The 12,018-nt window shown below is 44.8% G+C and carries 11 protein-coding genes and 1 pseudogene; all 12 read right to left on the bottom strand.

Annotation, left to right across the window (positions count from 1 at the left end; genetic code table 11):
- Window positions 1-12 precede the first annotated feature (12 nt).
- Window positions 13-690, bottom strand: a complete 678-nt coding sequence (locus BLU12_RS03020) for a GntR family transcriptional regulator (protein WP_091460506.1) — start codon at window positions 688-690, stop codon at window positions 13-15.
- Window positions 691-899: 209 nt separating this feature from the next.
- Window positions 900-2,567: a formate--tetrahydrofolate ligase gene (locus BLU12_RS03015; RefSeq protein ID WP_091460504.1), complete on the bottom strand. Its 1,668-nt coding sequence runs from the start codon at window positions 2,565-2,567 to the stop codon at window positions 900-902.
- Between the two features lie 34 nt (window positions 2,568-2,601).
- Window positions 2,602-3,792 carry a M20 metallopeptidase family protein gene (locus tag BLU12_RS03010; RefSeq protein WP_091460502.1) on the bottom strand — a complete coding sequence of 397 codons (1,191 nt, stop codon included), beginning with the start codon at window positions 3,790-3,792 and terminating at the stop codon, window positions 2,602-2,604.
- 49 nt (window positions 3,793-3,841) lie between these two features.
- A complete protein-coding gene (locus BLU12_RS03005; RefSeq protein ID WP_327020374.1) occupies window positions 3,842-3,991 on the bottom strand; it encodes a M20/M25/M40 family metallo-hydrolase in 150 nt (49 codons plus the stop codon).
- A pseudogene (locus BLU12_RS10230) lies at window positions 3,978-4,211 on the bottom strand (alanine racemase C-terminal domain-containing protein); the annotation flags it as partial. The gene BLU12_RS03005 and the pseudogene BLU12_RS10230, both read right to left, overlap by 14 nt.
- 230 nt (window positions 4,212-4,441) lie before the next feature.
- The gene (locus BLU12_RS02995) at window positions 4,442-5,617 is read right to left on the bottom strand and encodes a M24 family metallopeptidase (protein WP_091460498.1); all 1,176 of its coding nucleotides are present in this window, start codon (window positions 5,615-5,617) and stop codon (window positions 4,442-4,444) included.
- Window positions 5,618-5,629: 12 nt separating this feature from the next.
- Window positions 5,630-6,865 carry a Glu/Leu/Phe/Val family dehydrogenase gene (locus tag BLU12_RS02990; RefSeq protein WP_009200908.1) on the bottom strand — a complete coding sequence of 412 codons (1,236 nt, stop codon included), beginning with the start codon at window positions 6,863-6,865 and terminating at the stop codon, window positions 5,630-5,632.
- A gap of 46 nt (window positions 6,866-6,911) precedes the next feature.
- Window positions 6,912-8,096 carry a M24 family metallopeptidase gene (locus BLU12_RS02985; protein WP_091460496.1) on the bottom strand — a complete coding sequence of 395 codons (1,185 nt, stop codon included), beginning with the start codon at window positions 8,094-8,096 and terminating at the stop codon, window positions 6,912-6,914.
- 96 nt (window positions 8,097-8,192) lie between these two features.
- Window positions 8,193-8,924 (bottom strand): aspartate/glutamate racemase family protein, encoded by a 732-nt coding sequence (locus BLU12_RS02980; RefSeq protein WP_091460493.1) that lies wholly within the window; start codon window positions 8,922-8,924, stop codon window positions 8,193-8,195.
- Window positions 8,925-8,998: 74 nt separating this feature from the next.
- Window positions 8,999-10,042, bottom strand: a complete 1,044-nt coding sequence (locus BLU12_RS02975) for a TRAP transporter substrate-binding protein (protein ID WP_234945403.1) — start codon at window positions 10,040-10,042, stop codon at window positions 8,999-9,001.
- 84 nt (window positions 10,043-10,126) lie between these two features.
- Window positions 10,127-11,407, bottom strand: a complete 1,281-nt coding sequence (locus BLU12_RS02970; RefSeq protein ID WP_091460490.1) for a TRAP transporter large permease — start codon at window positions 11,405-11,407, stop codon at window positions 10,127-10,129.
- Complete coding sequence (locus BLU12_RS02965; protein WP_009200903.1) at window positions 11,407-12,018, bottom strand: TRAP transporter small permease; 612 nt, start codon at window positions 12,016-12,018, stop codon at window positions 11,407-11,409. The genes BLU12_RS02970 and BLU12_RS02965 overlap by 1 nt, the downstream gene beginning before the upstream one ends.

Raw genomic sequence — 12,018 nt, 5'->3', positions numbered from 1 at the left:
CACAAATATAACCTAAGAATTATTATCGCTGTATTCTCGATCCAAAGAAAGTATATGTTTAACTAACATTTTTTTTGCTCTGTCGAGGTCTTTATTTTTTAAACTATCAATAATGTCATAATGCATAACTGCAGAAAGCTCAATGTTCTGCTCCATTATAAGATCTTGCGTCATGGCAAGCCTCAACTGGTAGTAAAGATCACGGAGGATCCTATTACTCCATTTTCGGCCTGATGTTTCCCATAGGTATTTATGAAATGTTATATCGTATTCCGAAAATGCGCTTATTTTCTTCTCCATAGGCTCATCGGACCGCGCAGAGGCAACCATATCATCTACAATTTTTCGCAAATTGGAGAAATCCTCTTCGGTGAGCATATCCTTTTTGATCAAAATTTCGAATACCCGCGATTCGATCATATATCTGATGTCGAGAATTTCCATCATATCGTCATGATCGAAATTGGGTATAAAAGTGCCCTTTCTGGGTACATAGATCAATAAACCCTGGTTTTCCAGTTCCCTTAGGGCTTCTCGAACCGGTGCTCTGCTTATATTAAGCCGTTCAGCGATTTCGCTCTCCTCGACGTGCTGGCCTTTGTGATATTTGCCGGACCACAGTATTTCTTCTCTTAAAAATTCGGCAACTTTTTGACTTAGGCTCTCGTGCGTAAAGTTTCTATTCTCCATCTTTCAAACTCTCCCTAATCTAAATTAAATTAATTATTGTCGATTGTCGTTTTTCTCTCCTATTGTATATAATAGCATTTAAATGTAATAACCTCAATTGGTGGGCAACATCTCAATATTTTTAAAAATACAAAAACTTTGAAGGTTAAATTTGAACCCCACAAACATACCGGGGAAGCCTCCGCTTCCCCGGTATGTTTATTTTGTACTTAAAACAACCCCGTGATGTTTCCCTCTTCGTCTATGTCTATGAACTCTGCGGCAGGCTTTTTAGGAAGACCTGGCATAGTCATTATGCTACCGCATATGGCAACGACGAAGCCGGCTCCCGCCGACAGCCTCACTTCCCTTACCGATAGCTTGTATCCTTTAGGCCTTCCAAGTTTTTGAGGGTCGTCGGATATGGATAGCTGGGTCTTCGCCATGCAGACGGGAAGGCCGCCGAAGCCCTTTTCCTCCAGGTTTTTTATGGTCTTTAAAGCCCCAGGGGAGTATTCCACGTCGTCTGCTCCATAAACTTTAGTCGCTATGGTCCTTATCTTTTCCGTAAGGGGAAGGTCTAACTCGTATAAGGGTTTGTAGCTTTTTTCCTCTTTCGTAGCCTCAAGCACCTTCTTTGCCAGATCTATGCCTCCCTCTCCTCCCTTCTCCCACACCTCGGAAAGGGCTATATTGGCACCTCTTTCCTTCGTAGCTTTCATGACCATCTCTATCTCCCCATCGGTGTCGGAGGCGAACTTGTTTAATGCCACCACCACGGGAAGGCCGAAGTTGGAGAGTATGTCGAGGTGGGCTTTGAGGTTTTCAAGGCCCTGGGATAGCGCCTCAAGGTTTTCCTTGGAGAGGTCTTCCTTTTTCACCCCTCCGTGGTGCTTTAAGGCCCTGACGGTGGTGACTAACACGACTGCCGAAGGGGAAAGGCCCGCAAACCTGCAGACTATGTCGAAGAACTTCTCCGCTCCCAGGTCGGAGGCAAAGCCCGCTTCGACGACGGCGTAATCCCTTAGCTTTAAGGCCATCTTCGTGGCTATTATGGAGTTCGTGCCGTGTGCTATGTTGGCAAAAGGTCCTCCGTGGACGAAGGCGGGCACGTGTTCTATGGTCTGAACCAGGTTTGGGTTTATGGCCTCCTTAAGGAGGGCTGCCATTGCGCCGTGGGCCTTCAAGTTCCCTGCTGTTATCATGTTTCCCTTTTCATCGTAGCCTACGACCACCTTGGAGAGGCGCTCCTTTAAGTCGGCAAGGTCGCTTGATAGGCACAATATGGCCATCACCTCGGAGGCTACGGTGATGTCAAATCCCGATTCCCTGGGAAATCCGTTCGCCCTCCCTCCAAGGCCTATGACCACGTTCCTCAAGGCCCTCTCGTTCATGTCCATGGCCCTCCTCCAGGTTATCTCCCTGGGGTCTATCTTAAGGGGGTTTCCCTGGTGCAGGTGGTTATCCAGCAGGGCTGCAAGCAGGTTGTGGGCCGTCTCCACGGCGTGTATGTCTCCCGTGAAGTGGAGGTTTATCTCCTCCATGGGAAGTACCTGGGAGTAGCCTCCTCCTGCAGCTCCCCCCTTAACGCCAAAGCAGGGACCAAGCGAGGGTTCTCTAAGGCATAGCATGGCCTTTTTTCCTAGCTTCACCAAAGCTTGAGTAAGACCTACCGTAGTGGTGGTCTTTCCCTCCCCCGCAGGGGTGGGGGTTGTTGCGGTGACAAGTATGAGCTTGCCGTCGGGCCTTTCCTTTAAATCCTTCATGTAGTTTACGTCCACCTTGGCCTTGTAGTGGCCGTAGGGGAGCAAATACCTTTCGGGTATTCCTAAGTCTTGTGCTATCTCCCTTATGGGTTTTAGCTTTGATCGTTGGGCTATTTCGATATCGGATAACATGGGATCTCCTCCTAGTAAAATAGTATTATGCTATTTATTCTTTCCTAAGAAAGGCTATAGCCGTTCTTATGTGCATTTCAACCCCAATTGGCAGTACATCCTCGTCGATGTCAAAGAGAGGATGATGATGAGGGTAGATTATGCCTTTTTTGGGGTTTCCCGCCCCAACAAAATAAAAGCAGCTGGGAATAATTTTGGCGAACTCTGCGAAATCCTCTCCCGCCGTTCCTATGTAACTTGTGATGTTTTCAGCGCCCACTACATCTTTAGCAACGCTTGAAACCAAATTCGCCATCTTCTCATTGTTGATCAGGGTAGAATTGCTGGGGATAAACTCCAGTTCATATGTGCACTCATGCGCCTCGCATACCTTTTTTAGTATCCTTTCAAAACGAACGAGAGGCTTTTCGGGACTTTCGGAGCCTCCCTCGTAGAGATAGCGAATTGTGCCACCCAGATCGATGTGTTCCGGTATGACGTTTGTAGCCGTCCCGGCATTTACCGATCCGAACATTATTAAGGTAGGTTTTAAAACATCTATTTCCCTGGTTTGTATCATCTGCACCGATTGAATGAAGTCTGCTGCAGTCAATATTGGGTCGATAGCCGTATGAGGAGCCCCGGTGTGTCCTCCCCTACCTTTTATCCTGACCTTGAACTCGTCTAAAGCGGCCATGACCGGTCCGGCAGATATTCCCATCTTTCCGCTTTCTATGGGAGTCCAGAGGTGAATCGCAAAGGCGCCATCAGGATGTGGGTCATCTAAGGCTCCCTCCTCGATCATTTGACGGGCACCGGCTACTTCCTCATTAGGCTGAAAGAGAAACATGACCTTGCCAAGGATTTCCTCTTTATGGTGCGACAATATCTTCGCCGCTACCAGCAACATCGCCATATGTCCATCGTGTCCGCAGGCATGCATGATTCCTTCGTTTCGAGAGCGATAGGGTACATCGTTTTGCTCTTCAATGGGCAAAGCGTCCATATCTGAACGAAGCATCACCGTTTTGCCCTCTTCTTGGCCTTCTAATATAGCTACAACACCGGTGTGAGCTATCTTTTCCCTAACTTCAAGCCCTAATCGCTTCAAATATTCGGCTACCCTTTTCGAAGTCCTTTCCTCCTTAAATCCGAGCTCGGGATACATGTGAAAATCCCTTCTCAATTCGATGAGCTCATCTTTTAACTCATTAATCTCATCTTTGAGTTTATTTAGGAGATTCATCTTAGACCATCCTTTCTATACAATATTAAAATTTAGTTATTTAAAAATTCTAAAGCTGTTCTTCGGTTGAAAAAACAAACTTTATTTTCCCTTTTATTTCAGATCTATATTTAGATAAGATCTTTGCTGCGATCAAAAGAATCGCGACATGTACGTCATGCCCACAGGCATGCATTACTCCATCATTATTTAATAACAAAGCAATTTCTTCTGCTGCTATTAATTCTTTCCCTTGCCTTCCTAGAAATACAACTTCGTCCCCTATTTGGGGATTGATTATCAGTTATATCGATCATAAACTGATCTATGCAGATATTGCCTATTATTTGACAACGCCGTCCATGTAATAACACATTACCTTTATTTGAGAGCTGTCTGGATACACCATCTACATATCCCATAGGAACTACTCCAATTACGGTAGGACTTTTGTTCCAATTGGCACCGACTTAATGAAAACTGGTTTTGCTTTAATTGACATCGCCGGGATTAGCTCTACTTTAGGGCTAACAGCCATTTCTGGACCAGGATATAGGCCATTATGTTTAATGTCACCACATGCCTTAGTTTATGCATCTCCCAGGCAATTGTAGGTATTTATGTATGCCTGGGAGATATCTGATTATGTGCTTTAAACTATCAAGATGCTCTACTTGGTGAAAATTTTGCGCGGGAAGTTTAGGAACGTCTCGCACCCCTTTTCAGTCACCAAGAAGGGTTCGCTGCACTCAAACCCAAACTCATCAAGCCATATACCCGGCATAAGGTGAATAGTCATTCCCGGTTTCATTATGGTCTTATCTCCAGGACGTAGGCTTACAGTGTGCTCGCCCCAGTCGGGGACGTAATTTAAACCAAAGGCGTAGCCGAGCCTCGAAGGCTTGACTACTCTGGAACCCGATATGGCTTCCCGCCACTTTGCCTCGATCTCCTCTGCTGTAACGCCCGGTTTTATGAAATCAAGTGTTTTGGCAATGCCATCGATCACAACGTCTGCTATCTCCTTAAGCTCCTTGGGCGGATCGCCTATATAGACCGTTCGTGACAATGGGCAATGATACCTGAATCTGACACCGCAAAGTTCGAGGAGAATGATGTCACCTGGTGCGTATTTCCTATCGGGTTTCCAGCCCAGGTGAGCCGCAGACGTCCTTTCGTTGGAAGGCATGATAGGGAATATCGCAGGATGATCCCCAGTAAATTCATCAGTGCCCTTTATCATGGCATGATAGACATTTGCAGCTGCTTCGCTTTCGAGTCTACCAACTTCTATGGAGTCAATGGCTGTCCTCATGACGTGTTCACAAACCTTGGCCGCTTCTTTTATGTACTTTATTTCCGCAGGTGATTTAATAGTTCGGATCCAGTTGACCAGGCTTGTAGCATCGTGAAATTTTGCTTGCGGTAATTCTTCTCGCAGCACATCCAGACACTGCCCCGTAAACCAGTAGTTGTCCTTTTCTACTCCTATATGTCTGTTTTCCCAGCCCATTTCTCGCAGTATGTCTGCTACGAAGCTCATGGGATGCTTGAAGACATTTTGGACGTAGTCGTCTGCGTAAGGTCGAATGTTGTCGTGTTTCAACCAAGTGGTAAGCTTTGCACCGTTGGCGTCCATTCCCCGACCCCACCAGATCGGCTCGTCGTAATCCAAAGCGATTACCAGCCCTTGATGGACATAGAAGGACCAACCATCGTAACCGGTCAGGTAATTCATATTCGCAGGATCGCTTACGATGAGGACCTGGATGCCCTTTCGGAGCATGCTTTCTTTGACTTTACGAAGCCGTTCCTGATATTCGGAAACTTCAAATATCAATGCCATTTCTTTCACCTCCTAGCTCCATCCCCTTAAGCGCATGGCCTCTGCTATTTTCCTCAAGGCGTAGGCCCATGCAGCTGTGCGACGCGTTACTTTCAATTCTTGTGCAATCGATGATATTTCTTTATAGGCGCCGAGGATCCTCTTTTCAAGCATCTGATAGACCTTTTCTTCTTCCCACCAGTCGTTGCTCAATCCTTGAATGCGTTCAAAATGACATACTATGGCACCCCCCGAGTTTGCCAGGACATCGGGAATGAGCCTTATACCTTTACGCGACAATATCGCATCGGCTTCCGGAGTCGTCGGCCCGTTTGCGGCTTCCACGACTAGCTTGGCTTTTATCCTGTCGGCGTTATCTTCGGTGATGACGTCCTGTACAGCTGCCGGTATGAGGACATCCACATCCAATTCAAATATCTTTCTGCTATCTATAGACTGCGCGCCGGGAAATTCAACGACCTTACCTGTTTTTTTGACGTATTCAAGCAGATTGGTTATGTTTATGCCTTTGGGATCGTAAATTGCTCCGTATATGTCACTGACACAAAGGATCTTGAACCCCTTTTCAAAAAGCATTTTTGCCGTTACGCTTCCTACTTGACCGAAACCCTGTATGGCAACTGTCGTTTTATCGAATTCAAACCCCAGGTCCTTGCATGCCTCGAAAGTACATAGGGCAACACCTCGTCCTGTAGCTTCATATCCACCCTTAGACCCTCCAAGGGCTACTGGCTTATCATTGATTGCGGCGGGGCTGTGCATTCCTGTTATTTGCTCGTATTCGTCCAACATCCAAGCCATCTGTTCTTCTCCTGTGCCTATGTCGGCTCCCGGAACATCGATCATAGCTCCCTTGGGAACCAATCTCCTGATGAATCCGCGTATCAGACGCTCGTATTCTCCTTTGCTCATTGAATATGGATCGGCTTTGATGCCGCCCTTGCCTCCGCCGGCAGGAATGTCTCCTATGGCGTGCTTTATGCTCATGAACATCGATAGAGCCTTTATCTCCTCAGGTGTGAGATCCGGTTTTACCCTTGTTCCATCCTTGCAGGGCCCCAAGGCGTCGCAGTGGTGGGAACGATAGGCTATAAACAATTTCTTATCTCCATTGTCCATGCGAACGGGAATGGTGAATTCTACAAAGCGCATAGGGGTGCTCAACCTTTCTGTTATTTCCGGCTCGAGGTCAATAGCCTCAGCTGCCACTTTTAAGTAATATCTTGCGGTTTCCCATACGTCTTTCATGCTACATACCACCTCTTTATTTATTATTTAGAATGAATTGTCATTATCACTTCTTAATGAAAAGCTCCTCGGGAAAGTTGATCAACTTTTCGCACCCCTTTTCGGTTACCAAGAAGGGCTCGCTGCATTCAAATCCGAATTCGTCTAACCATATCCCTGGCATGAAATGAATTGTCATACCGGGTCTAAGTATTGTCTTATCGCCCGGTCTTAAACTTACTGTATGTTCACCCCAATCGGGCACATAATTTAAACCGAAAGCATATCCGACTCTTGAAGGTTTTTCTACGCCCGTTCCTTCCAGACATTTTCTCCATCTCAATTCCACCTCTTCTGCCGTAATACCAGGTTTAATAAAATCCAGAGTCGTTTGCAATCCATTTATTACAACCTGGGCGATTTTTCTAAGTCCCTCGGGTGGCTCTCCCAAATAGAGGGTGCGTGAAAGAGGTGCATGATATCTAAACCTGCAACCGGAAAGTTCTAGCAGTACAACATCACCTTTTTGGTACTTTCTGTCTGGATCGAAGGTTAGATGAGCTGTAGACGTCCTGATGTCGGAGGGCATTATTGGAAATATCGCGGGACTATCACCTCCGTATCCATCGACTCCAGCGATTTGAGCGGCAACGACCTTGGATGCCACGTCCTTCTCCCATATGCCGATGTCGATTGCATCGATGGCGGTCTGCATCACATGTTCGCAGATTCTAGCGGCCTGCCTCATGTAGTTAATTTCTGCTGGAGATTTTATTGTCCTGACCCAGTTGACCAAGTTCGTGGCGTCTTTAAAGACGGCACAGGGAAGCTCTTGGCGCAGAACATTCATCGATTTGGCCGAATACCAGTAATTGTCCATTTCGACGCCTATGTTTTTGTTTTCATATTTGAATTCCTTTATTAAATTTGCAACGTAGACCATTGTGTGAGTGTATCGGGATTGAACGTAAAAATCGGGGTATCCGTGAATATGTTCTTCATCAAGCCAGGTGGTAATGCGGGCGCCGTTGCTGTCCTGCTGGCGCCCGAACCAGTGTGGTTGATCATCTTCTAATGTGAGCAAAACGCCCTGATGAACGTAAAAAGACCACCCATCGTAACCAGTGAGATAATTCATATTTGCGGGATCGACAAGGAAAAGAAGTTCTATCCCGTTAGCATCCATCCTTTCTTTGACTCGTCTTACCCGTTCTTTGTATTCTAAAACATCAAATCGCAAAACTTTATGCATTTCAATTCCTCCATTTTCATATAAATATTTAAAAAGAGATATTTAAATTTATATTACGATAAGATTATATATTTTCTGTTTGGCAAATTTCATTTATTACATATACCCTTTAAAGTTGCTTTTAATAACAGCAGAATATACGTAATCGATCATAGTTATATAATCAAAAACAGGAACGTTGACGACTTCTGATACAGCCTTCCCATAAGGAGGAAGGAGACTACATTCGAGCAAAATAGCTGACATATTTTGAGTTTCTTCATTTAATTCTCTGGTTGTTTCCACGACCTCTTTTTCTAACTTCTCGGTATCGAGGAAACCTGCCTCATCTATCACTGATTCCTTGAAATGTTTTTTATTTTCTAAACCCTTTATAATTAAGCGATCTGTAAAATTGATGCCTGCTGCACCAAATATATCGGCCGTAAGGGAGGCGGAGCTTGCAGTAATTATCCCAATATTCGACCCTGCAGGGATAATTTCTTTGATAAAGTGAAGTTGTATAAGGCTCGATAAAAAAACAGGGATATTCATCTCTTCTTTTAGTTCCTCCTGAAATAAGGCCAAAAAACCGCAATCTCCCGTTATGGCTTTAACTCCTTCTTGTACGAGTTTTTTCGAAGCCTCAAATACTTTCTCTTTGACCGATCTGTCATGATCAAAAAGATGCCTGTGGGTCACTCCCTCGATCCTCTGAAAACGCACGGGATAGCTATAAGTTGTCGCATTTGCTACATCCCCCGGAATGAAGGGGACGTAGTTTTCTATCAACAAAATTCCTATCGCTTCTCCGTAAGAAACCTGATCGCCTTTGACTTTATAGATCATCTTTTAGATCCCTTCTCGCTTTTTTGTTGGGGGATGAAACCCTTGAGATCCCATCCCCCAATATTGCATTACATCTATTTACCAAACATTTCCTCAGCTTCGGCGATTTCTTTCAACAACTGGTCGAGAATTTGCTTTCCGGTATCACCAGACATTTCGATGTACTTATCGATGACTGGTTTAGTTTGATCCTTAAAGGCTTGACGCTCCTCTTCTGTGAGCTTGATGACCTGGATTTGAGGGCGTTCCTTCAACATCTTTTCCAGTCGCTCTTCATTTAATTTGGCCTGTACGCCCCAAATGTATTCGATACAATCCCTGGCTGTTTGCTCTATAACTTCTTGTTCTTCCTTTGGCAATGACTCAAAGAATTGTTTATTCGCAACTACTGTCGCAAAAAATGGCATTTCTTTCGCTTCGATAAAGTAGTCCTGTACTTCGTAGAAATGCATCTCCTCGTGAGCGAAATAGGGCTGAATGTTGCCTTCGATCATGCCAAGTTGTAATGAGCTGTAGATATCCGAGTAAGGCACCTGGATTGGGTTGGCTCCATAAGCTTTGTAGGTCTCCGCAAGAATCGGGTCGCCCATGATCCTTATCTTAAAGTTTTTCATATCGGCAGGCGTTCTTATCGGTTTATTGGCTGTCCATATTTGCCATCCTTCGGTCAAGGCTGCAAGAAGTTTTAGATCGTACTTCTCGTATTCAGCGGCCAGCATTTCGTAAATCGCCTTGCTGTGCTGTGCCACATATTTATTCACCTCGAGATTATCCGACCAAATAAAGGGAAGAGAGAACACTCGCGCGGCCGGGATGAACGTTCCGAGATGTCCAGGTGTGGCAAAGCAAAACTCGAGCATTCCGTTCATCGTTAATTCTGAAATGTCTTCGCTAGTGCCTAAAGCTCCATAGGGATAGATAATAATTGTCACATCTTGAATTTGCTCTTCTACCCTCTTTTTGTATTCCTGAGCGTAGTGATCTTGAACGCTTCCCTGAATCTCCTCCAAGGCGTATTTCCATTCGCGAGCTGCGTACGACTCATTTGGAAGTGTTAAAAACATCACCGACACCAGAAAAAAACCCAGCACCATCCAAATCAATGACCTTAACTTCATAATTTCCCCTCCTCTTTTCTTCATTAGTATTTTTACTTAATTAACATTAAAGAAATTATATTTTTTCGATCTCACCCCCCACGTTTACCTAAAGGCTAAGTCCCTGAGATAGAGAGCGATGTCGGGGAATAAAATAACCAGCAACGTTGCAAGGATGTAGAGTATGAGGAAAGGAGGAATTCGCTTTACTACTTCAATATAGGGCCTTTTGAAGACGGCCATTGCCGTAAAAATGTTGCATCCAAAGGGAGGAGTTACGGCTCCTATTGCCGCCTGCATCGTGACAATTACTCCTACCAATATGGGATCGATCCCAAGCCTTGCGACCCAAGGCGCGAATATGGGCGAAAGCATCATGATGGCTACGATAGAATCGACAAACATGCATGCAACGAAATAAGATATGGTAATGATGATTAGCAGCTTGAATGCTGTCGGATCTTCTCCAAGAAGTGGGGGCAATATTAAATCGGGGATTCTGGTAAAGGCTATCAACCATGAGAAAGCTGCTCCCATGGCGACTAAGATAAAGACCACAGCCGTGACGATTCCTGTAGACAATGCTATGCGATAATAGTCTTTGACCTTCAAATGTCTATACACGAAGGTTTCGACCAAGACAGCATATAAAACGGAAACCGCAGCTGCTTCGGTAGGGCTAAATGTTCCCGTATAGATTCCGCCTAAAATTATGAGGGGAAAACCGAGAGGAATCAGTGCTTTTTTAAGCGAGTTCAGACGCTCTTTCCAGCTAACCCTTTCTCGTAGCTTGATGTTCATTTTCCGCGAAGCAAAGTAACAATGTATGGAAAATAGGATGAACACAAGCAATCCCGGTCCAATGCCTGCAATAAAGAGTTCCCCGACGGAACTTCCCGTGACTACTCCGTAGATGATCATTGAAATACTTGGAGGTATGAGTAGGGCTATTCCTGCTGCGTTTATAATCAATGCCATGTTGAACGAATCATCATAACCATCTTCCAACATGAAGGGCCTCATAGTCTCTCCAATAGCTACCACCGTTGCCTGAGTTGATCCTGAAACCGCACCAAAGAAAGTGCATGCAGCGGTCGTCGTTATCGCCAAACCGCCTCTTAAATGGCCAAGGAAGTCCATGACAAAGTCTATAAGCCGCCTCGCTACCTGCCCTGTCGTTATGATGTCTGCTGCGAATATAAACATCGGTACTGCTATAAGAGCGAGAGGTCTTATCCCTCCAAGAATCTGTTGAACCAACATACCTGGGTCAAAGGCTGGCAGGTAGAAATGAATGACGAGCAGAGGGGCAACTATTAAGGGGACCATCATTGGGAAGCCTAAAATCAGCAAAAGCAGCATGGAACCTAGCATTACCAGCAGCATTAGGCATCGCCCCTTTCTAGGTCCTGTCTTTCCCTTACAGTCAGGTTTTCTTCTGTTTTGACGCCTTCGCTTTCTTTATTTGAATTAGGAACGTCTTCATACTCGAATTTAGATTCAAAGGAAAGCCAGGTTTCTTTGACTGTGAGGTTTTTAATGAATGTCAAGGTATATTGAATACCCGTTAGGAAACACCCTATGGGAACTGCGCTCCATACAATATAAAGTGGAAACTGCAAAATTGGGCTTACCCTGTTTAACGCAGCAACTCTAGCGACATATTTATAGCTCAAATAAGTCAAATAAAACATTAATAGGGCTGTTCCTATGGAAGTGACCAAAATAATAGCCTTTCTTCCTTTTTCGCTGGATATATCGTAAAGGAGGGACATTCTTATGTGCTGTGCCTTCCTGGCTGCATAACTAGTACCGAAAAAAGTTACAAATATTGTTAAAAATTGGCTAACTTCTTCGGTAAAATTTATGCTCGTGTTGAATAAGTTTCTTGCCAAGACATTCGATATTAATATTATTGCCATCAAAATTATGCTGTAAGCTATTATCCACTCCTCGATCTTTTTTAAACCTATGTTAAACAAGCGAAGGAGTTTCAT

The organism is Acetomicrobium thermoterrenum DSM 13490 (assembly GCF_900107215.1).
GTDB classification, from domain to species: Bacteria; Synergistota; Synergistia; order Synergistales; family Acetomicrobiaceae; genus Acetomicrobium; species Acetomicrobium thermoterrenum.
This window is presented reverse-complemented; position numbering and strand designations above follow the sequence as displayed.

Coding starts and splice junctions, on each gene's coding strand:
- BLU12_RS02990 (WP_009200908.1), bottom strand. CDS start 6,865: ATGAAAGACGTATGGGAAACCGCAAGATATTACTTAAAAGTGGCAGCT.
- BLU12_RS02965 (WP_009200903.1), bottom strand. CDS start 12,018: ATGAAACTCCTTCGCTTGTTTAACATAGGTTTAAAAAAGATCGAGGAG.
- BLU12_RS02970 (WP_091460490.1), bottom strand. CDS start 11,407: ATGCTGCTGGTAATGCTAGGTTCCATGCTGCTTTTGCTGATTTTAGGC.
- BLU12_RS02985 (WP_091460496.1), bottom strand. CDS start 8,096: ATGCATAAAGTTTTGCGATTTGATGTTTTAGAATACAAAGAACGGGTA.
- BLU12_RS02980 (WP_091460493.1), bottom strand. CDS start 8,924: ATGATCTATAAAGTCAAAGGCGATCAGGTTTCTTACGGAGAAGCGATA.
- BLU12_RS03015 (WP_091460504.1), bottom strand. CDS start 2,567: ATGTTATCCGATATCGAAATAGCCCAACGATCAAAGCTAAAACCCATA.
- BLU12_RS02995 (WP_091460498.1), bottom strand. CDS start 5,617: ATGGCATTGATATTTGAAGTTTCCGAATATCAGGAACGGCTTCGTAAA.
- BLU12_RS03010 (WP_091460502.1), bottom strand. CDS start 3,792: ATGAATCTCCTAAATAAACTCAAAGATGAGATTAATGAGTTAAAAGAT.
- BLU12_RS03020 (WP_091460506.1), bottom strand. CDS start 690: ATGGAGAATAGAAACTTTACGCACGAGAGCCTAAGTCAAAAAGTTGCC.
- BLU12_RS02975 (WP_234945403.1), bottom strand. CDS start 10,042: ATGAAGTTAAGGTCATTGATTTGGATGGTGCTGGGTTTTTTTCTGGTG.